This window comes from Pseudomonas sp. M47T1, from assembly GCF_000263855.1.
GTDB lineage: Bacteria > Pseudomonadota > Gammaproteobacteria > Pseudomonadales > Pseudomonadaceae > Aquipseudomonas.
Genome location: NZ_AJWX01000022.1, coordinates 1 through 19139, shown reverse-complemented (window position 1 = coordinate 19139; position 19139 = coordinate 1). Strand labels below are relative to the sequence as shown.

The following is a 19139-nucleotide window of genomic DNA, read 5'->3' as shown; positions in this document are numbered from 1 at the left end:
TTGTCTTTTAATTCAAGCACTTACAAACAGCACGCTGCACAACATCATGCAAAGTGCATGATAAGGCCCTGTTGCGGCAGGCGTTATGCACCCTTACGCCTTCATGATGGGGCCGTGGACGCTGTGTTTAGATGAAGAGGTGCCATCCCCTTTGCCTGCTGGAGCCGTCCATGTCCACCCCGCTCAAAGACCACTTGCGCTTCCACCGCGATAACGATCACCTGAGTGCCACCTTCGGCAGCGACACCTTTGCCCTGAAAGCCGAAGCGTTCGCGCGGTTCTTCGGCACGCCCACCTTCCTGGGCGCGCAGACCCTGGTGGTGGTGTTGTGGGTGCTGGCCAACGTCACGGGCCTGGTCACGTTCGACGTGTACCCGTTCATTTTGCTCAACCTGGCGTTCAGCCTGCAGTCGGCCTACGCCGCCCCGCTGATCCTGCTGGCCCAGACCCGCCAGGCAGCGCGCGACAAGGCCCAGTCGCAAGCCGATGCGTTGCACCGCGAAGACCTGGCCCAGGCCAACACCGAACGCCAGGAGCGCGCCGAGAAAAACACCGCGCTGCTGTTGCAGTTGATGGACCAGAACACCCAGTTGACCGAAACCACGCGCCAGCTCACCGAGCGCGTGGAGACGCTGACCCGGCAGATTCATCAGAAGCTGGTGTGACGCGCAAGAACGCCGCCGTATAGCCGCTGCCGTCAGGCTACACGTGGCGGGCTTCAATCTTTGAGGGCGTTGCCCAGGGTGTCGATGTTGGCGCGGTAGAAGCCCAGGTAGGTGCTGGCCGGGCCCGTGGCCGTCAGGGCGTCGGAGTATAGCGTGCCACCAATGCGGGCGCCGCTTTCCTCGGCGATCTGGCGCAGCAGGCGGGCGTCTTCGATGTTCTCCATGAACACCGCCTTGATGTGGTCGGCGCGGATCTGGCGGATCAACGTCGCCACTTCACCGGCCGAGGGCTCGCGCTCGGTGTTCAGGCCCTGGGGCGCCAGAAACTGGATGCCGTAGGCCTGGCCCAGGTAACCGAAGGCGTCGTGGGAGGTGACGATGCGGCGGTTGCCTTCAGGCAGGCTGTCGAAGGTTTGCTTGGCCACCACCAGCAATGCGCGAATCTGCGCCACGTAGGCGTCATGGTTGCGCTGGTACTGGCTGGCGTGGGCCGGGTCCACCTGGGTCAGGCCGCGCAGGATATTGCCGGCGTACACCTCGGCATTGGCCAGGCTGTTCCACGCGTGAGGGTCCGGCACGGTCTGGCCTTCCTCGTCCAGGGTGCGCGGCAGCACGCCCTGGCTGGCCTTGATGACTTTCGCGGTGGTTTCGCTGCTGGTCACCAGGCGGTCCAGCCACGGCTCGAACGACAGGCCATTCTCGACGATCAGGTCGGCCTGCTGCACATGGCGGGCGTCATCGGGCGAGGTTTCGTAGACGTGGGCGTCCTGGTCGGGGCCCACCATGTTTTCCAGCTGGATGTAGTCGCCACCAATCTGCCGGGTCATGTCGGCGAGAATACTGAAACTGGTGACGACCTTGACCTTGTCGGCAGCCTGTGCGAACACGGGCAGCAGGATGCACAGCACAACAATCAACGCACGCATGGTCTGGCTCACTGGGGAATGGGCGAACCGTCACGGCGCAGCACGCCATGCACGGGGCCGAACAACACGGACAACAGGTAACCGCCACCCGCCACCACGACAATGGCCGGGCCGCTGGGCAGCGACAGGTAGTAAGACACCAACAGCCCCAGCCACACCGACAGCGAACCGATCAGCGCCGCTACCAGCAACAGCACCGGCAGGCGGCGGCTCCAGAAGCGCGCGGCGGTGGCCGGCAGCATCATCAGGCCCACCATCATCAGTGCGCCGATGGCCTGGAAGCCCACCACCAGGTTCAGCACCACCAGGCCCAGGAACAGGCCGTGGGCCATAGGGCCGAAACGGCTGACGCTGCGCAGGAACAGCGGGTCAAGGCTGTCGAGCACCAGCGCCTTGTAGATCAGCGCCAGCACCGCCAGGCTGCCCAGCGCCACCCAGACCATGGCGTCCAGGGTGGTTTTGTCCACCGCCAGGGCCGAGCCAAACAACAGGCCCAGCAGGTCCAGGCGCTTGCCGGCAAGGCCCAGGATGAGCACGCCAGAGGCCAGGGAAATGGGGTAGATGGCCGCAAGGCTGGCGTCTTCGCGCAGCCCGGTGTTGCGGCTGATCCACGCCGCCAGCCCCGCCACCGCCAGCCCCGCCGTAAGGCCGCCCAGGGTCAGGGCCGGCAGCGACAGGCCGGCGATCCAGAAGCCGGTGGCCGCGCCCGGCAAAATGCCGTGGGCGATGGCGTCACCAATCAGGCTCATGCGCCGCAGCACCAGGAACACGCCCAGCGGCGCAGCACTGGCGGCCAGCAACAGGCCGCCGAACAGGGCGCGGCGCATGAAGGCGAATTCAAGGAAGGGTTGCCACAGGTGCGCAAGCATCAGGCCACCTTGCGCAGGCTGGCGCCGACGATCAGTTGGTCGCTTTGGTCCAGGCGGCAGCCTTGGGCGGCAATCAGCAGGCATTGGTCGATGCGCTCGCGCACCGCCGCCAGGTCATGACACACCAGCACCAGGGTGCGGCCCTGGTGGTGCCATTGCAGCATTTGCTGCCACAGCAGGGTCTGGCTGGTTTCATCCAGGCTGGCGTCGGGCTCGTCCAGCAACAGCAACGGGGCTTCGGTCAGGCTCAGGCGCGCCAATAGCGCACGTTGCAACTCGCCGCCGGACAAGGCCTGCAAATGCCGTTTTTCCAGGCCGTCCAGGCGCCAGTCATCCATTGCCCGCCCCAGCCGCACACTGCGCTCGGCCCGTGACAGGCGGCTGCCCCAGAAACCGCCGCTCACCAGTTCGCCAAGGCTGATGGGGAATTGCCGGTCGATGGCCTGCTGTTGCACCAGGTAGCCGATGCCACCGGTGCGCGCCTCGACCTTTAGGCTGCCCGCCAAGGGGCGCTGCAAGCCGGCGATGCATTTGAGCAGGCTGCTTTTGCCACAGCCATTGCCGCCAATCACTGCGGTGAGGCTGCCGGCGGGCAGGTGCACGTCCAGTGGTGGCGTCAGCGGGCGCGCGGCCGGGCCCCATTGCAATTGTTGGCAGGTGATCAAGGGCGGCCCCCTGAGCAAATCGGGGCGATGAGAAGCGGCAATGGCATGGTCGAATCTGTGTCGGCGGGTGACAGGATGGTTATGATATAACATCTTTTAGCCGCGCAGATGAAATTTCTGTCATGGCATCGCATCGTATTGCCAGAAGTTTCCCGTTATCCTGAACGCTTTATCGTCGTCGATTGCCTGCCCATGAGAGTGCTCCCCACGTCCCGCGCGGCCCGCCTGCTGGCCATTGGCGCGCTGACTGCCTTGGCCCAGGGCCTGCTGACCCACGCGGTGCAGGCCAGCCTGTTCCGTTGCAGCGGCCAGCCCTGCCCGCTGCTGGGTACGTACCAGACCGTGTTGAGCCTGCTTGATTTTCCCGCCGCGCAACTGGCCCTGCTGCCCCAGCTGGAGGCCTTGTCCCAGGCCCCCGCAGTGGCCTGGCTGGTGCTGGATGCGCTGGTGTGGGGCGCCATCGCCATGCTGATTGCCTGGCGCCTGCCTTCGCGGGCGCCGCACTGACCTCGGTTTACCCCCTCGCCTGTCCATTACAAGGAACACACAATGTCCAAGATCATCCTGGTACTCAACGGCCCCAACCTGAACATGCTCGGCCTGCGCGAACCGGCCGTGTACGGCCACGAAACCCTGGCCGACGTAGAAGCCATGGCCACCCGCCGCGGCGAAGAACACGGCCTGAGCGTGGAATGCAAACAGACCAACCACGAAGGTGTGATGATTGACTGGATTCACCAGTCGCGCGGCCGCGTGGCCGGCATCGTCATCAACCCCGGCGCCTGGACCCACACCTCGGTGGCCATCCATGACGCGCTGATCGCCTGTGAAGTGCCGGTGCTGGAAGTGCACATCTCCAACGTGCACAAGCGCGAGTCGTTCCGCCACCATTCCTACGTGTCGCTGGTGGCCGTGGGCGTGATCGCCGGTTTTGGCACCCAGGGCTACACCCTGGCCATTGATCGGTTTGCGCAACTGCTGAAGTAAGCCTGTGCGCTGCCCCTGGCTCTCACCGCCAGCCGGTGGCGCGCAACGCCTCCAGCAACACCTCGGCCTTCAGCCCACGCACCGGTGTGCCGTCATCGGCCTGCATATCCTCCCCCGCCAGCAACACGTTGACGATCGCCTCCTCCACCGCCTCCGCCGCCGCGGCAAACAACGCTGATATGTGGTCGTTGTTGACCATGCTCAACGGCGTGGTAAACGGCGTGTCCTTGCGGTTGTAATCGGCGGTTGGCAGGTCGTGGTTGCCGGTGGCGAAGGCCAGGAACACATCGCCACTGGAGTCCTCGGTACCCCCCCCGGTGCGGGCAATGCCGATGGACGCGCGCTGGGCCAGGCGCTGGCACTGGTGCGGCAGCAACGGCGCGTCGGTGGCCAGGATCACCACGATGGAGCCCATGCCCGGCGTGCCACGCCCGGTAAACGGCGAATCCAGATCACGCAGCTGGCGGCCCACCGGGTAGCCGTCCACGCGCAACTCCGCGCGCTTGCCATGGTTGGCCTGCACCAGCGCGCCCACCGTCCAGCCTCCCTGCTCGGCAGGCAGCTTGCGCGAAGAGGTACCAATGCCGCCCTTGAACTCATGGCAGATCATGCCGGTACCGCCACCCACCGCGCCCTCGGCCACCGGCCCCGAGCTTACCGCCGCCAGGGCCTGCTGGACCTGCGCGGCGCCCACGTGCTGGCCCCAGATGTCATTGAGCACGCCGTCGTAGGTTTCCATCACCACCGGCATGCACCAATACACCGCCGGGTCCTGCAGGCTGTTGCGCTCATGGGCGATCAGGGCATCGCGCACCACCCCCACGCTGTGGGTGTTGGTGATGGCCACCGGCGTGGTCAGCAGCCCCGCCTCGCGAATCCATTCCAGGCCGGTGGCATCGCCATTGCCGTTCAGCACATGGCAACCGGCAAAGCACGGTTGCTGACGCGCAGCCCCCGGCCGTGGCTGCACCACGGTGACGCCGGTGCGCACCTGCTTGCCGTTCACCACCTCGCGCAGGGTGCTGTGCCCCACGCGAATGCCCGGCACATCGGTAATCGCATTCAGTTCGCCGGGCGTGCCCAGCCCCAGGGTAATGCCCAATTCGCGCGCGCGCATGGCGCCTCCTGTGTCAGAGTTTCTGGAAGGCCGGGCTGAACCGGCCAGTGGTGCAATAAAGAATGACCGATACCGCCAACAGCCCCACCAGCACCATCACGTCCCGCGCCGATGCATCCATCAACAGCGTCAGCATCAGGTAACCGGCGCCTACGGTGGCCAACAACGCCGGCAGTGGCCACAGCGGCATGCGGTACGGGTGCTCGCGGTCGCGGCGCAACACTCGGCTGGCCAGGGCGCACAGGGCAACGATCAGGTACACCAGCACAATCAGCAGCACGCTGAACGAGGTCAGGTTGTTGAGGTTGGAGTTGAACGTCAGCGCCGCCGACGGCACCGCCAAAAACAGCGTGGCCAGCCACGGCGATTGCCACTTGGGATGAATGCGCGTGAACGCCTTGTTCAACGGCGCCGTCCACAGCGCATCACGTCCGCTGCTGAACATCACCCGCCCGGTCTGAATCACGATGGCCACCAATGCGTTGAACACCGACAGAAAAATACCCGCGCTCACCACCCGCGCCAGCATTGGGCTGCCGTGGCTGGTCAGCAGGTAACCGATGGGGTCGGGGCTGGCGATCATGGTGCTCAGCGAGGGCGCGCCGATCAACAGCGAAGTCAACGGCACCAGCTCAATCACCACCACCAACACCAGCGACCACAACACCGCCTTGGCCACGCCCTTGCCGCCGTCGTGCATGTCTTCGCCCAGCAACACCGCGCCGCCGTAGCCATTATAGGAAAACAGCCCCACCCCCACCGCGCCAATCACCAACGCCCAGGGCGCCGCCTGCAAGGCACCATTCACCACCACCTGCGGGTGCAACAACACGCTCATGGGTTGCTCGGCGTGGCCATACCCCAGCGCCACAATCACCAACAGCGCTGCCACTTCCAGCAACAGGCACACGCCGGTTACCCAGGCGTTGAGCTTGATGTTGAGAATGCCCAGGCCAAAGCTGGCCACGACAATAACGAGCGCCACCGTCTGCGCATCGAAGTGGGTGCCCAGGGCCACGTTCAAATAGGTGGAAGCGCCCGTGGCCAACACCGGCGGAATGAACAGCAACATCACCATCACCGTGAGGAAGGTGGCGTACCCGGCCATGCCACCAAATACCCGCTTGGCGTACACATACTCGCCGCCGGCGCTGTGGTGCGCACGCCCCAGCTCCGCGTAGCAAAGGGCAAACATCAGCGCCAGCAAGCCGGCGATCACAAAGGCCAGGACCATCCCCGAACCGGCCTGCTGAATGGCGAACGGCGCAATCACGAACACCGAGCTGGCCGGGCTGACCGCCGACACGGTAATGCCCACTACATCGACTGTTTTCAGGGAGGGCTTGAGCGCAGAGACCTGCGCGGGTGCATCGCTCATGTCGTTATCCTCTTGGTTTTTTTAGGTATACGGAGGCAGAAACGAAATAAAACGCAGGGCACGCTCTGATGACGTGCTTGGCTGGGGCTAACCCTACGGCGCTGGCCGGGGTACCGCTATCCCCGTTTAGGGTTACGCCCCTTGACGCGGCCCACCGAAACACGCAAAAACGTACAACGCCCACCTGGAATCACTCACATGCAATTGCTGTTCAGCGAAGTCGGCACCCACGCCAGCCTGGCTCGCACCATCGAGCACCTGGGCACCCCGCGCTTCTTCAAGCAACTGATTTTGCTGCTGCAACACTGGCTGGCGTTCGACAACGCCCTGGCCATCCACTACCCCAGCGACGCCGCGCCCCGGGCCCTGGAAGAGTTCGACGCACTGCCCCACAGCGGCCCGGCGGCCATGCTCATCTACCTGGACGGCCTGTACCTGCTGGACCCGTTTTTCCAGGCGTGCCGCGAGGGCATCGCCAGCGGCCTGTACCGTCTGGAGGAAGTGGCGCCCGACCACTTCCGCCAAAGCGAGTACTACCTCAACTACTTTCACGACAACGTGCTGGAAGACGAGCTGCAATTCATCGTGCAACTGGGCGCCGAAGGCACCCTGAGCCTGTCATTGGGCATGCGCCAGCCCTTCAGCGCCGAGCAGACCGGCCAGTTGCACACCCTGGCGCCCTGGGTGTTGGCCCTGATGCGCCAGCACTGGCAGGCCCAGGCGCCGCGCAGCACCCCGCCTGAGCCACGCGAACTGTCCCACCACATTCGCGATGCCATGAGCCAGTTCGGCGCTGGCGTGCTCACCGAGCGCGAGGTGGAAATTGCCCGGCTGATCCTGCGCGGCTTCTCGTCCAAGGCCATGGCCGAGCGCCTGCACATCAGCCCCGAGACCATCAAGGTGCACCGTCGCCACCTGTACGCCAAGCTTGACATCGCCTCGCAACCGGAACTGTTCTCGTTATTTATCCAAGCCTTGGGCCACGACCCGCAACATCCCTGACAGAGTGTCGGGTTCACGTCTATGCTTGCTGAAGGCAGGCAAAACGCGTTGCCGGCAGCCACCGCAAACCATTGGAATGCATGACAAAACAGGGAGTACGCGATGACCGCAGCGGCGTTTGGCACCCTCAATTTGAGCCTTGGTGCCCTGGATGACCACGTGATAGGCGAAGTCCGCAACCACATTGGCCACCTCACCCTCAACCGCCCCAACGAACTCAACGCCCTGAACCTGGACATGGTGCGCACCCTGCGCGGCTATCTGGACGCCTACGCCAGCGACCCGCACATCCACGCCGTGATGCTGCGCGGCACCGGCCGCGGCCTGTGCGCCGGCGGTGACATCCGCTGGCTGTACGACACCTACCTCAACGGCACCCAGCGCCACGAAACCTTCTTCACCGAGGAATACGCCCTGGACCTGTGCCTGCACCACTACCGCAAACCGGTGGTGGCGCTGATGGACGGCTACACCCTGGGCGGCGGCATGGGCCTGGCCCAGGGCGCCGACCTGCGCATCGTCACCGAGCGCAGCCGCATCGGCATGCCGGAAGTGGCCATCGGGTACTTTCCCGACGTGGGCGGCAGCTACTTCCTGCCGCGCATCCCTGGCGAGCTGGGCATCTACCTGGGTGTAACCGGCACCCAGATCCAGGCGGCCGACGTCTTGTACTGCGGCCTGGCCGACTGGTACGTGGACAGCGGCAAACTGCCCACCCTGGACGAACGCCTGGACCGCCTGACCTGGTCCGACAACCCCCTCAAAGACCTGCAGGGCGCGCTGGCCAAACTGGGCCTGCAAACCCTGCCCAACGCCCCGCTGGACCGCCTGCGCCCGGCCATCGACCACTTCTTCGCCCTGCCCGACATCGCCAGCATGATCGAGCAACTGCACCAGGTCACCGTGGCCGACAGCCACCAATGGGCCGAGGCCACCGCGCAACTGATGAAACAGCGCTCGCCGCTGGCCATGTCCGTCACCCTGGAAATGCTGCGCCGCGGCCGCCACCTCAGCCTGGAGGACTGCTTCGCCATGGAAATGCACCTGGACCGGCAGTGGTTCGCCCACGGCGACCTGCTGGAAGGCGTGCGTGCGCTGTTGATCGACAAAGACCGCCAACCGAAATGGCGGCCGGCGACGCTGGAGTTGCTGGATCGCGAGCAGGTGCAGCAGTTTTTTGAGGGCGTGTAGCCCCGCCCCCTTACCCACAGACGCAGCTGCCGCCAGGCTGCGAAGGCGTGCACTGTCGTTGTGGGAGCGGGCTCTGCCCGCGAAGCGAGCACGGCAGGCTATGCGGTAGTGCGCGGTGTCTTTTTCGCGGGTAGAACCCGCTCCCGCAGACGCAGCTGCCGCCAGGCTGCGCTGGCCTTTGGATAAGCCCAGATCACACACCGCAAACAGGAGCCTGCGAAATGACTGACAGCTTCATTGAATTCGATCCCGCTAACTACCTCACCAGCCCGAGGCAGTTGCGCAACTGCTGATCAACGCACGGGCGACCGGCGACGCGACCTATTTAGCCAAGGCGCTGCACGTAATGCGCCGCGCCAGGGGTATTACCGAGCAGGCCCGAGCCCTCAAGCCCACTCCAGCAGCATCGCCTCCAGATCATTCATAGCGCCCTCGCTGACCAGCCCTGCAGACTCAGCCTCACACAAAAACCGGTAGGTCTTCTCTGGCCAGCCGGCCCTCATCAGCAACGCATCGGCCTTGAGTGTTCCGGACCGCTCGAATACGGCAACGGGCACGGCAGCCTCGATACCAGCCCAAATACCTTCCACGGACATTCGCGGGGAATCTTCCCAGGCATCAACGCTGGACTCCGAAAAAACCGCTACGCGCTGCGGACGAGAACGCGGCACAGTGACAGTGACCTGCTCTGGACTCCGTCCATTATTCAACCCTACCGCCCTTTTCAACCAACTTATCAGCGACACTTGCGCCTCACCACTTCATGCACAGTATTGACCACCACCAAACACCACCATCAAGCCTTGCGAAGGCCGCGAAAAAACATCCGCACGCTAAAACGAACTTTTTTGAAGAAGAAAAACAGCTCAGGCAGCAGCACCGGGATACGACCATGGACTGCTGCGCCGCATTCACTGGCGTCAGCACGGGTCAACCTGAAGAAATGGTCCGGCAATCGAACGTTATTCTTCAGGCATTTCACCACCGTCGCAGACACATTACGTTCCATAAAGGCCAAGGCTACATCCTTGCCCCGGATGAACCCGTTCACATGCGCCTTCAGCGCGCCCAGCGTTTCCCGGTAAGCGTCATAGCCACCCAGCACATAAGCGGCATCTTTGGCACTCTGGGTCAACGAACCCTTGGGATGCTCCGATCAACTTGCCGCGCGTCAGCGGCAAGTCGAAAATCAACCCGGCAAACAGCGTTATTCGCTGAAAATCGAACGATGCCTCTTACAAGGAGGGCGTTTCGGCCCGCTCCTCAGTATCAAGAGCGCAACTCACCCATACCCATCAGCTGTTTTCGAGCCATCCACAGATTCGACAGGGCGAACAGCGTGGTCAGCTGAGCTGTGTTTTTCATCAGCCCACGAAAGCGCACTTTCACGTAGCCAAACTGACGCTTGATTACCCGAAACGGATGCTCGACCTTGGCCCGTGTCTGAGCTTTGCAGTACTCGATCTTGCGCTTGACCTTGTAGAGCACGCTGCGTTTATTGAGCCTGGAATACGTGCTGCGCCGCGCTGCGATTTGCCAGATGACCTCACGATTTTCATGCTCTTCACGCTTCTCGACACCAGTGTATCCAGCGTCTGCATATACCGCGTTTTCTTTGCCGTGGAGCAGTGCGGCGACCTGCGTGACATCGGCTACATTAGCGGCGGTGCCATGGACGTGATGAACCAGCCCGGACTCAACGTCAGTGCCGATATGAGCTTTCATCCCGAAGAAATATGGGTTGCCTTTCTTGGTTTGATGCATCTCGGGATCGCGCTTGCCTTCCTCGTTCTTGGTCGAACTGGGAGCATGAATGATGGTGGCATCGACGATGGTGCCTTGGCGCAGCGACAGGCCTTTTTCTTGCAGATAACCGTTGATGACCGCGAGGATTGCAGGGGCCAGTTGATGCCTTTCCAGCAGGTGCCGGAAGTTCATGATCGTGGTGTCTTCGGGTATCGGAGCGCTTAAAGTCAGGCGTGCAAATTGGCGTATGGGCGTGATTTCGCAGAGCGCTTCTTCCATGGCCGGATCGCTCAGGGAGAACCCGTTTTGCAGCAGATGAATGCATGGTTTCCAGAGGATAGGGTTTTCTGCCGCCGCCGGCCTTGGGGTAGAACGGCTCGATCAGGCCCAGCAGACCTGTCCAAGGTACGACCTGATCCATCTCGGCGAGGAAGCGTTCGCGGCGTGTCTGCTTGCGCTTGCCGGCATATTCGAAATCGGAAAAGCTCATCTGGCTCATGGGCGGCTCGGATCAGGTGGTCAGGCGTATTTCATCACATTTGGGGACTTGTTCGGAGATTCCCTAAGGCACATGTGCTCTCCGACATGCCACTCTCACTAACTCAGGCAACCCTCGCATCCCGCCCCCTCATTTGTTTTTTACCCTCAGACGGCACACTGTCTTCATGGGATAGATCACCTCATGGGTATCAACATCATTAGCGCCTGACTCGCGCCCTCATGTGTTTTACCAAGATCAAATAGCTCGAGCAAAGGTGCGGACACAGAATGAAGCAGCGGCATTATGCTTCCAGCATACTTTTATGAAATACAAGCCCTACCTCATCACGAACGGCATAGATAGTTTCATACTGAAACGAAAGAACAAAGCGAGCCGCCGTTTCTTTTTCAAGCGCCACTAGCAACGCAGCAATATCCGCTTGCGCCTCCACCAAAAAACTTACCGGGCAGTGAATAGCACCGACCAAGCCCGCCTGCCAACAAACATCCAGACCTTCAGCAGATACATCTACAGCAGCAGGAGGGCAAAAAAAAGTAAAGAACGCATTTGAGTCGCTGAAATTTCCTGTTAGCAGGCCACCTTCTATCGTGCCGTCCTGACCAATCTGTCTAAAAATTGATGCCAGTTTCTCGATCGAAACACCAGACTCTATCTCCAAATTCATGGCAATACTCATTCCGCACTCCTTATGACTCGAAACTGACCATCTTTCATGAGGTAGAGCGTATTCAGCCCTTGTACAGGATTCGACTTCAAGGCATTTTCAATCTCATCAAACCCCAGAGGAGAATCCGCCAAATTGACGACAATATTACTCGCTTAACTTAACGCTTTATTCTTGGGTGGAGAAATCCACGATATAACGTTGGCCGGCGTAGAACCCCACGTCGCGGGCACCCAAGCCACATTCGCCGCCAACCGCGCCCAACGCACTCATGGAGACCCAGCACCAGTTCAGCGAATGCTTACTTGGCGTCAACCGCAATGCCTGCTTGCCGAATATGTCCAAGATCGAACGCCGCCCGGCCCCTTCCAACCGCTGGCCGTTTAGATGCGTTGCAAGCGATAACTGATGAAACTGAATTGCCCCATCTACGGCGCCCTCAAAGCAGTATTGCCGTTCCCAATCTGCGTAGACTCTCAGTCTTGCTGCATGACGGCTCCTGCTCAATCTACGACTAAATTCTTTCGTATATAGACAAACGGTAGCTCTTCAAAATTCGACCCCATCTCTTCCGCCAAAATTATCGCTTCATTATATTCCGCCAAAGTGATTACAACATCATGCTCAGCAATATGATCGCATAAAATCTCAAACGCTAGCCTGGCCTCACCATGCCCAACATAATTCATCGCCCCCTCAAGTATCTCAGGCAACAGACGCCCCTCAAATTTCCTGCCAAATGTCAACACTATTTTATCGTACACGGTCAATCACCTCACCGCCTTATAAGCTGTTGGAATAGGTTCTAGATCAGGGAACGCTGTGATTACTTTTCCGGTAGCTGGCATGTACACGAGCCTTATACGCACACCGTCTCGCTCCTCATATGATACCCATTTAGCAGGATTACCCGCCTTGTTGTAAACACCTCCGGTCCCGGTCTGGGCATACCACTGAGTGTCCGGCGAGGTAACAATATCTCCAAGTTCGTGGACAATTTTCTCGGCGCTCCAATTCTCTGGGAAGGGTGTTTTTCCTTCTTGCGCTGGCCACAAGTGACCGCCGCTACCCGGCCCGTCCCCGTAAAGAATATGCTGTTTTTCACTATCTGAAAGTATATCAAAAAACTCTCCACCCCCACTGCTACTGGAGATAGGCTTAGAGATTTCTGCACCTAACGCAGACTCGCCTTTCGCAACATCACCAAAAATGGTCGCACCGATAGCCAGTACGCCCGTGATCGTGTCCTCTTCAGGTAAGAGTGCCAACTGCCCAATCTGAACGTCGTCCTCCTGCCCCTTGGCAATCTGCGCCCTCTGCCCAATGCTGTCGTAGAGTGTCTCATCTTCGCTTTTACTTCGAAACTGTGTCGCGACTAGCTCCGTGAATGTTTGCGAGTTAGCCTTTACCCAATCGGCCTTCTGTTCATCGGTACCCGCAAATGGATAATCGTAATTTCTAAGTGTTCCATTTTGCAGCAAATCAGCCAGTGAAGTTGCCGCCTGAGCAGCTCCGTACTTCTGCGTCATTTCATCAGTATACTGCTGCTCAAAGCCAAGCAATTGGGTCCTTTCTTCATCCGTTAGGGGAAGCCCTACTGCCACTTTCCAGCTGAGAAAGTCGCTCTGCTGGTCCTGTTCTGATGACGCTTTGAAATACGCCTCCTGTGCTGACGTAGCTACACCAGTCTCCATTGCTAGACGGGCTGTTTCACGCTTGGCATCAGATATCGGACCAAGGAAATTATACTCCGTCGCCTTGTTAGCGACCTCGCGTGCTGTATTTGAAGGAGTCATGAACCTCCTTCACTTGCTGCCAATTAATATCTCCCCGGGCCTCGGCGTCCTTGATCCAACTCAACGACGGATCCGCCTTCACCATGGTGTCGATCACCTGGCTGACGGTTTCCTGGTTGATCTGCTTCACATCGATGTTCAGCCCATTGACCGCGTTGATCACGGTCTTGCCCTTGGCGACCATCTCTGTCTGCTGCAAGGTTTCGTCGGTGTTGCCTTTACCCTTGGCGCTGGTCCAGGCCAGGTTGGAACTGCTCTTGGTGTGCGTCTCCTGGTCGAGGTCTTTGACGGCTTCAAACGTCACCGCCCCACCACTACTGATGGTCAGGTCATTCCCACTATTGAGCTTCGCCGCCTGATACAACTGATCGCCATTACTGGCCAGCGTCAGATCACCCCCACTGGTAACGGCACTGCCCACATTGGTGACCTGGGTCGTCTCGTCATGCTGGGTTTTCTTCGACCCAAAGCTGCCCTTCTTCTTCATGTCATACAGCGAGTAATCGCTGTTCTGGGCAGCCAGCAATTGCAGCTTGTCCCCGGCATACACGTACGCATCGGTACCGGCCGTCACGTTGCTGGAGGTCAGCGTTACATCCTGCCCAGCCTGCAACGTGGTGCTGCCACCGGCCGTAACCGTCGTCGCCACCTGCGCCACATGATCCTGCTGCGACGTCACCTTATGCGTCTTGCTATAGCTATGCGTCTCATCCGCCGCCGAGCTCAAGCTCAGGTTATCCGTAGCCGAAAGCGCCACACTCCCACCCGCCGTCAACTGACTGGCCGTAGCCGTCAGGTCCTGCCCGGCGCTGATGCTCAGGTCCGTCCCCGCCGTCGCGGTGGCGCTGTTCTGGGTGGTGGTGGAGCGTGTGTGTTTACTGGTCCGCGTGCTGCTGTCCACGGCCTGCGCAGCCGTGATGTTGACGTCGCGCGTCGCCGTGATGCTGGTGGTGGTACCGCTGCTCAGCACGCCGCCGGTGTTGTTGACGTCCTGCCCGGCATTGATGGTCAAGCTGCCCGCCGCCTCCACGCGCGCGGCGCTGTCGACGAAGTCGGTGCGTTCGGTGGCCGAGCCCAGGGCGCTTTGGTGGCTGGTGACGGTGCGCTCGTTGGTCACGTCGCCGCTGACGCGGTCAGGCTTACGTCGCGCCCGGGGATGATGCCGCCGGCGCTGTTGGTCAGGTTGTTGCCGGCGATGGCCGACAGGCTGCCGGTGGCCTTGAGGGTGCCGGCGTTGCTCAGGTCGCTGCCGGCAATGACGTTGACGTCGGTGCCTTGCACCAACGCGCCGTCGGGGGCCAGGCGATTGTCGGCGTTGGCCATGTACAGCACGGGTACCAGCACGGTCTGGCCGTCGACGACTTCGCTTTGCATCCAGACGATGTCATGGGTCAGGGCGGCGACTTGTTCGCTGGTCAGGGCGGTGCCTACGGTCAGGTTCAGTGACTGCTGGGCGGCAATGCCGTTGTCCATCAGGTACTGGAACTGGCCGGCGTCGCTGGTCTGGCCGTCGATGTAGCGGGCACCGGTTCTGGCGACGATGGCCTGGTCGACCAGGGTTTGTTCGTAGAGGCCGTCGCCCAGGCGTTTTTCGCTACTTCCGGAACGTACCGGACACCCGCGATACGCTACAAATGTGGAAATATATCTTTCGGAAATTTCCTAGGAAAGTTCCTACAAGTTCAGTGATAATCGAATAATTAGCTTACATTTCAACGCTTGCGCCTGTTGCCACGGAAACCTACCCTCCGTTAGCCGCTGCACACATCAGCGGCCGGGTTTGGTCACCCGATGCAACCAGGCGCATCAGCGTCGCCATTCATGCTCGCCTGTTGGCTGGCATGACGCTTTATGGCAGCTGTGCGCGGGGCATCTTCGGATGCGCCGGGATCCTGGTGCCCCGGTTGACCAACCCTCGCATAGCTGCCACCTCTTTGTTTGGTCACATCGACTGGCAGCTCCGTTCACCACCAGGAGCGTCATCATGGTCAAACCGACACCCGATCCGCCCTTTGGCGATCCCCCTCAGGATCACCCACTGCTTCGGGCGCCGTCCCCGTACTCGGAAAGCGACAACCTGACCGAACTGGTCACCGGCCAACGAGCACTCAACAAGGCTGCCGGACGGAACGTCCACACATCACCGCCAGCTCCGCCAACATGGTGGAAGTTCTGGCAACGTCGTGCCGGGACTTAGCGTCCAGGGTTGAATGTTATTGGCTCCCCCAGCGCAGGTGAAAAACCTCGCTGTCGAATTCATAAGGATTTTGATCATGACAGACTATTTGGAAACTACCGCACTGCCCTTTGGCATGCGAGATTCACGGCAGCAGCCTTTTTTCAGCGTGAATGCAGGGATCAGCCTGGAGGATGCGCTGTGTCATTTGTCGCATTTGCTGGGATGCGCTTATGAGTCGACGTACGAACTGGCTGATGGGGACGGCGTCGAGAAGCGCTTGGCCTGGTCGGCGCTGCATCATATTGAAGGGGCTAAAGGGTTGGTCGATGCGTTGATTTTGAAGAATTAATTTCTGAATAAAGGACAGGTTGCTCAAAGCTCAACGGATCCAGGCTTTGCGTATTTTTAATACCTGTCCATCTTAACGCCATGTCGAGAGCAACTCTGGATTCTTCAAAACATCAAATTTGCTAAAAGACTATTTACCGTCAGATCATCCTCTGGATGTCGCTTGACATATGCGCAACACGAGAGCCGCAGAAAGTTAGCACACACAGCCTCGCTAACCACGACTATTTCATCATCGCGTGAAGGGTAACCGTATGAAAACTCAACGCCTTCAAAATGATCTTCAACATCCAGACTCTCCAGAACAGGAAAATTGCAGTACGCCCCGTCAACACAAAAACCATATCTCCGCATTATATAGCTTACAGCCTCAAAAAATCTACCGTCATCATACATCCTATCAAAATACGCCTTAACGACCCATTCAGCGTCCTGCACATTATACGGTTGATAAAACAGCCCTACCATGTTCCAACCCATTATGGATAAAGATTTCTCACAACACCTGTTTGCCAATCCAAATACACTTGTACAACCATCACCAGCGTTTATATCTTAACGTCCACCAGCACTTCCTGACTGAACGCCATCGAAAGTTGGTTCGCGAATTTTTTGCCACGGCCTAGCCCGTGGCAATAGCATTCAAGCCACCAACCTTTACTCAGTACAAACGAGCCCTGCCACAAGAATGTATTTTATCGGTTTCCGGACTCAATGGTATGAACTTGCCACCAAAAAATTCAGGCGAGACCAAAAGGGCATGACTTGGTCGTCGCTGGATCACATTGAAGCAGCAACGAGGGCTGGCCCGCTGACCGCAACGAGATGTAACACAACAGCACATCACAGGTCAAACTCGCACCTTGACAACATACATTCATTCCATCACATGAAATCATATCATATCCAAACCTGCGTCTCAAACATCAACCTTAAACATCCGAACCTCTTGTGTCTCGGCATTCATCGACACTACGATAGCTACGAGCTTCTTTGAATTTATTGCTGCAACAATCTTCTCACCCAGGACCGCCGTCTCACCATTTAGTCCAAGACTGGCAACCAATATTTTAAACCATGAAGCCGACAATTGTGTGTGAGCCCCAAGCGAAGCATTATCCAACTGGACGCCACCATCTGGCTCAATCATCTTCAAACCAAGAAACAATATCAACACGTCACCATGTTCAACAATGGCTAGCTGATCGCCATTAAAATCCCCTCCATAATACCCAGGTAACAGCTTCGCGCCACGCTTAGCTACTAACGATGTAAACAACTGCCCCCTCAAGCTTGCCTGGTGGCTCCTATTATCCATGAACACAACCCTCTCAACCGCAGCCAAGCTTTGGCACCCAATCAATGACTATCTGTTATCGACACATATAAGCCCCAACAAAGAGTCACACATACAAACAATTAAAAGTTTTTTCATAAACATTCAAAGGTGCTACCGGCAACCATGCTTTTGGTACCAGAGCACTATCCACGTGCAACATAAAACCGTGCCGCCATGCCAGCTTCGCATAGATCACAGGCAAGGAAGATATCAAGTCCAGCGTATATCCGCTCTCGAGTGCACCCCGGGACCTAACTATTTTTGGTGCCAGCAACCCGCTCATAGCGGTTTCCATCCGTTGTTGGTCCCCTTTTGCAAGCGCAGCGAGAAAATCATTATCTAACGCGTATTTTGCCATATTACCTTTAGCGGGGAGCGCAGTGAACTCGTCACAGCGTGCGGCGAGTGAAATCATGTCTCCTCTCGCGGCCAGAACTATATTAAAAGCATGGAATTCCACCATATTAACCTTTGAAATATATGCGGGATTATAGATACCATCAACATCACAAAACCAGTCTATAATATTTTCACAATCCGACAGCAAAATAAAACCAAACCCGATAATCTTCGCCAAAAGATTAGACCTATCACTATCAATCGAAAACAACTTCCTCTGAAACTCCCCCGACAAATAAAACCAATGCTTCGCCCCAGCCAGACTATTAAATTCAAACCACTCCTGCATAGCTTTAGCCAAACAAAATGACTGCATGGAACGACAACTACCAGCAGGACTACCTTCCCCTGTCAAAATATTCCTCACGCAGACTTCAACATTGAAACCGGTTTCCAAATGGGACTTTATGTGCAACAGCCTATCCACACCCTTTCCACTCAGCACGATACTTTCCTCACTTCAATTTAACCATAACAAGCTTGCCAGTGCTCCGATCAACCCCGATCACACCTTTAACAAGAGTACCATCATCTACAGCATTCTTCACTGCTGCGTAGGCTGGAGAGGAACTATCCAGCTTGCTCAAGACTGCGCTTACCCAATCGCTGCTCATTTGCACATTATTTACGGTCGACCCAAGTGAAATCCCGCCATTTATCTGCTTTGACTCTAGCAGGTAGACTTTGCCGTCACTGGTTTCATAAACATGATCAAACCCATTGTTATTCCCATATTTACCACCTACGATCTCCGTCAGTCCCTGACGCTGCGCAACGGAATCAACCAGCGACTCTGTCAGAACTCCCTTCTTATCCAAACCGCCAGTAATCTGCTGTGCAAGCGCTACTTCTGTGGCGTCGAGATCCGTGATCGCGTATGAACTCTCCTGAATTTTACCACCGCTAATGTAGCCTTTGTCTGTTGCACTCACACCCTCCAGCTCATCTAGGGAAACCCTGAAAAAGCCTCGCTGATTTGGCAAAATACCGTCATGCCAACCGCTGAGCTTTTCCGATGAAGCAAATGACCTTCGCCGACGCCGAGTACGCCGGTAAACGCAAGCAGACCCGCAAGGAGTTGTTCCTGATCGAGATGGATCGGGTGGTTCCGTGGGCTGGCCTCATTGCATTGATCGAGCCCCATTATCCAAAGGGCGAAGGCGGTCATCCGTCCTACCCGTTGATGTCGATGCTGCGGGTTCACTTGATGCAAAACGGGTTTGGCTACAGCGACCCGGCGATGGAAGAGGCTTTGTACGAGACCACGATTCTTCGCCATTTTTCGGGTTTGAATCTGCAGCGCATTCCCGACGAAACCACCATCCTCAACTTCCGCCGCCTGCTGGAAAAAAATGAACTGGCCGGC

Annotated in this window: 23 protein-coding genes and 1 pseudogene; 7 read left to right on the top strand and 17 right to left on the bottom strand. The window is 58.5% G+C overall.

Annotated features, from left to right (window positions below):
• Positions 1 to 170 precede the first annotated feature (170 nt).
• Complete coding sequence (locus tag PMM47T1_RS20700) at positions 171 to 665, top strand: DUF1003 domain-containing protein (RefSeq protein WP_008372617.1); 495 nt, start codon at positions 171 to 173, stop codon at positions 663 to 665.
• A gap of 53 nt (positions 666 to 718) precedes the next feature.
• Here the strand turns inward: PMM47T1_RS20700 and PMM47T1_RS20695 are convergent, their stop codons facing one another.
• From PMM47T1_RS20695 to PMM47T1_RS20685, 3 genes are read right to left on the bottom strand one after another with little or no spacing between them, the layout of a single operon-like run.
• Complete coding sequence (locus PMM47T1_RS20695; protein ID WP_008372615.1) at positions 719 to 1591, bottom strand: metal ABC transporter substrate-binding protein; 873 nt, start codon at positions 1589 to 1591, stop codon at positions 719 to 721.
• An 8-nt stretch (positions 1592 to 1599) separates the two neighbouring features.
• Positions 1600 to 2460, bottom strand: coding sequence for a metal ABC transporter permease (locus PMM47T1_RS20690; RefSeq protein ID WP_008372614.1), 861 nt, complete (start codon positions 2458 to 2460; stop codon positions 1600 to 1602).
• Positions 2460 to 3125, bottom strand: coding sequence for a metal ABC transporter ATP-binding protein (locus PMM47T1_RS20685; RefSeq protein WP_008372612.1), 666 nt, complete (start codon positions 3123 to 3125; stop codon positions 2460 to 2462). Before PMM47T1_RS20685 ends, PMM47T1_RS20690 begins: the two co-directional genes overlap by 1 nt.
• A gap of 192 nt (positions 3126 to 3317) precedes the next feature.
• Here PMM47T1_RS20685 and PMM47T1_RS20680 point away from each other — a divergent pair, with 192 nt between their 5' ends.
• Entirely contained in the window at positions 3318 to 3632 is a 315-nt protein-coding gene (locus tag PMM47T1_RS20680) for a hypothetical protein (RefSeq protein ID WP_157213061.1), read from the top strand.
• A 42-nt stretch (positions 3633 to 3674) separates the two neighbouring features.
• A complete protein-coding gene (aroQ, locus tag PMM47T1_RS20675) occupies positions 3675 to 4112 on the top strand; it encodes a type II 3-dehydroquinate dehydratase (RefSeq protein WP_008372608.1) in 438 nt (145 codons plus the stop codon).
• Positions 4113 to 4134: 22 nt separating this feature from the next.
• Here aroQ and PMM47T1_RS20670 read toward each other — a convergent pair whose 3' ends face one another.
• Both PMM47T1_RS20670 and PMM47T1_RS20665 read right to left on the bottom strand, forming a co-directional pair.
• Positions 4135 to 5229, bottom strand: coding sequence for a DmpA family aminopeptidase (locus PMM47T1_RS20670; protein ID WP_008372606.1), 1095 nt, complete (start codon positions 5227 to 5229; stop codon positions 4135 to 4137).
• A 13-nt stretch (positions 5230 to 5242) separates the two neighbouring features.
• Positions 5243 to 6607 carry an APC family permease gene (locus tag PMM47T1_RS20665; protein WP_008372604.1) on the bottom strand — a complete coding sequence of 455 codons (1365 nt, stop codon included), beginning with the start codon at positions 6605 to 6607 and terminating at the stop codon, positions 5243 to 5245.
• Between the two features lie 198 nt (positions 6608 to 6805).
• Between PMM47T1_RS20665 and PMM47T1_RS20660 the strand changes: the two genes are divergently transcribed.
• Positions 6806 to 7609, top strand: coding sequence for a helix-turn-helix transcriptional regulator (locus PMM47T1_RS20660; protein WP_008372603.1), 804 nt, complete (start codon positions 6806 to 6808; stop codon positions 7607 to 7609).
• 102 nt (positions 7610 to 7711) lie between these two features.
• Positions 7712 to 8800, top strand: a complete 1089-nt coding sequence (locus PMM47T1_RS20655) for an enoyl-CoA hydratase/isomerase family protein (RefSeq protein ID WP_008372601.1) — start codon at positions 7712 to 7714, stop codon at positions 8798 to 8800.
• Positions 8801 to 9186: 386 nt separating this feature from the next.
• On the opposite strand, the gene PMM47T1_RS20650 is transcribed toward PMM47T1_RS20655, so the two are convergent.
• The 8 genes and pseudogenes from PMM47T1_RS20650 to PMM47T1_RS30710 all read right to left on the bottom strand — a co-directional run bounded on the left by PMM47T1_RS20650 (position 9187) and on the right by PMM47T1_RS30710 (position 14981).
• Positions 9187 to 9396, bottom strand: coding sequence for a hypothetical protein (locus tag PMM47T1_RS20650; RefSeq protein WP_008372599.1), 210 nt, complete (start codon positions 9394 to 9396; stop codon positions 9187 to 9189).
• A 200-nt stretch (positions 9397 to 9596) separates the two neighbouring features.
• The gene (locus PMM47T1_RS20645) at positions 9597 to 9935 is read right to left on the bottom strand and encodes a hypothetical protein (RefSeq protein WP_008372597.1); all 339 of its coding nucleotides are present in this window, start codon (positions 9933 to 9935) and stop codon (positions 9597 to 9599) included.
• Positions 9936 to 10069: 134 nt separating this feature from the next.
• A pseudogene (locus tag PMM47T1_RS20640) lies at positions 10070 to 11045 on the bottom strand (IS5 family transposase).
• A gap of 283 nt (positions 11046 to 11328) precedes the next feature.
• Positions 11329 to 11724, bottom strand: a complete 396-nt coding sequence (locus PMM47T1_RS28745; RefSeq protein WP_008372595.1) for a hypothetical protein — start codon at positions 11722 to 11724, stop codon at positions 11329 to 11331.
• A 491-nt stretch (positions 11725 to 12215) separates the two neighbouring features.
• Complete coding sequence (locus PMM47T1_RS20625; protein WP_157213060.1) at positions 12216 to 12476, bottom strand: MafI family immunity protein; 261 nt, start codon at positions 12474 to 12476, stop codon at positions 12216 to 12218.
• A gap of 6 nt (positions 12477 to 12482) precedes the next feature.
• A complete protein-coding gene (locus PMM47T1_RS30620) occupies positions 12483 to 13508 on the bottom strand; it encodes an EndoU domain-containing protein (protein WP_157213059.1) in 1026 nt (341 codons plus the stop codon).
• Positions 13474 to 14625, bottom strand: a complete 1152-nt coding sequence (locus PMM47T1_RS20615; RefSeq protein ID WP_050990443.1) for a hemagglutinin repeat-containing protein — start codon at positions 14623 to 14625, stop codon at positions 13474 to 13476. Before PMM47T1_RS20615 ends, PMM47T1_RS30620 begins: the two co-directional genes overlap by 35 nt.
• Positions 14622 to 14981, bottom strand: a complete 360-nt coding sequence (locus tag PMM47T1_RS30710; protein ID WP_050990442.1) for a hypothetical protein — start codon at positions 14979 to 14981, stop codon at positions 14622 to 14624. The genes PMM47T1_RS20615 and PMM47T1_RS30710 overlap by 4 nt, the downstream gene beginning before the upstream one ends.
• A gap of 800 nt (positions 14982 to 15781) precedes the next feature.
• Here PMM47T1_RS30710 and PMM47T1_RS20610 point away from each other — a divergent pair.
• On the top strand, positions 15782 to 16036 hold the full coding sequence (locus tag PMM47T1_RS20610; RefSeq protein ID WP_008372589.1) for a DUF3077 domain-containing protein: 255 nt from the start codon (positions 15782 to 15784) through the stop codon (positions 16034 to 16036).
• 104 nt (positions 16037 to 16140) lie between these two features.
• On the opposite strand, the gene cdiI is transcribed toward PMM47T1_RS20610, so the two are convergent.
• The 4 genes from cdiI to PMM47T1_RS20595 all read right to left on the bottom strand — a co-directional run bounded on the left by cdiI (position 16141) and on the right by PMM47T1_RS20595 (position 18705).
• Positions 16141 to 16503, bottom strand: coding sequence for a ribonuclease toxin immunity protein CdiI (gene cdiI / locus PMM47T1_RS29200; RefSeq protein WP_081492687.1), 363 nt, complete (start codon positions 16501 to 16503; stop codon positions 16141 to 16143).
• Positions 16504 to 16954: 451 nt separating this feature from the next.
• On the bottom strand, positions 16955 to 17353 hold the full coding sequence (locus PMM47T1_RS20605) for a hypothetical protein (RefSeq protein WP_008372587.1): 399 nt from the start codon (positions 17351 to 17353) through the stop codon (positions 16955 to 16957).
• A gap of 85 nt (positions 17354 to 17438) precedes the next feature.
• Positions 17439 to 18218 (bottom strand): Imm49 family immunity protein, encoded by a 780-nt coding sequence (locus PMM47T1_RS20600; RefSeq protein WP_157213058.1) that lies wholly within the window; start codon positions 18216 to 18218, stop codon positions 17439 to 17441.
• Positions 18219 to 18228: 10 nt separating this feature from the next.
• Complete coding sequence (locus PMM47T1_RS20595; protein WP_008372583.1) at positions 18229 to 18705, bottom strand: hypothetical protein; 477 nt, start codon at positions 18703 to 18705, stop codon at positions 18229 to 18231.
• 83 nt (positions 18706 to 18788) lie between these two features.
• Between PMM47T1_RS20595 and PMM47T1_RS20590 the strand changes: the two genes are divergently transcribed.
• Positions 18789 to 19139, top strand: a 351-nt coding sequence (locus PMM47T1_RS20590; protein ID WP_008372580.1) for an IS5/IS1182 family transposase, incomplete at its 3' end; no start/stop codon positions are given.

Bases quoted from the DNA above. Each gene is read 5' to 3' on its own strand.
- PMM47T1_RS20605 (WP_008372587.1), bottom strand. From the start codon at position 17,353: ATGGATAATAGGAGCCACCAGGCAAGCTTGAGGGGGCAGTTGTTTACA.
- cdiI (WP_081492687.1), bottom strand. From the start codon at position 16,503: ATGGTAGGGCTGTTTTATCAACCGTATAATGTGCAGGACGCTGAATGG.
- PMM47T1_RS20670 (WP_008372606.1), bottom strand. From the start codon at position 5,229: ATGCGCGCGCGCGAATTGGGCATTACCCTGGGGCTGGGCACGCCCGGC.
- PMM47T1_RS20610 (WP_008372589.1), top strand. From the start codon at position 15,782: ATGACAGACTATTTGGAAACTACCGCACTGCCCTTTGGCATGCGAGAT.
- PMM47T1_RS20680 (WP_157213061.1), top strand. From the start codon at position 3,318: ATGAGAGTGCTCCCCACGTCCCGCGCGGCCCGCCTGCTGGCCATTGGC.
- PMM47T1_RS28745 (WP_008372595.1), bottom strand. From the start codon at position 11,724: ATGAGTATTGCCATGAATTTGGAGATAGAGTCTGGTGTTTCGATCGAG.
- PMM47T1_RS20700 (WP_008372617.1), top strand. From the start codon at position 171: ATGTCCACCCCGCTCAAAGACCACTTGCGCTTCCACCGCGATAACGAT.
- PMM47T1_RS20695 (WP_008372615.1), bottom strand. From the start codon at position 1,591: ATGCGTGCGTTGATTGTTGTGCTGTGCATCCTGCTGCCCGTGTTCGCA.
- aroQ (WP_008372608.1), top strand. From the start codon at position 3,675: ATGTCCAAGATCATCCTGGTACTCAACGGCCCCAACCTGAACATGCTC.
- PMM47T1_RS20650 (WP_008372599.1), bottom strand. From the start codon at position 9,396: ATGTCCGTGGAAGGTATTTGGGCTGGTATCGAGGCTGCCGTGCCCGTT.
- PMM47T1_RS20690 (WP_008372614.1), bottom strand. From the start codon at position 2,460: ATGCTTGCGCACCTGTGGCAACCCTTCCTTGAATTCGCCTTCATGCGC.
- PMM47T1_RS20665 (WP_008372604.1), bottom strand. From the start codon at position 6,607: ATGAGCGATGCACCCGCGCAGGTCTCTGCGCTCAAGCCCTCCCTGAAA.
- PMM47T1_RS20655 (WP_008372601.1), top strand. From the start codon at position 7,712: ATGACCGCAGCGGCGTTTGGCACCCTCAATTTGAGCCTTGGTGCCCTG.
- PMM47T1_RS30620 (WP_157213059.1), bottom strand. From the start codon at position 13,508: ATGACTCCTTCAAATACAGCACGCGAGGTCGCTAACAAGGCGACGGAG.
- PMM47T1_RS30710 (WP_050990442.1), bottom strand. From the start codon at position 14,981: ATGGACAACGGCATTGCCGCCCAGCAGTCACTGAACCTGACCGTAGGC.
- PMM47T1_RS20660 (WP_008372603.1), top strand. From the start codon at position 6,806: ATGCAATTGCTGTTCAGCGAAGTCGGCACCCACGCCAGCCTGGCTCGC.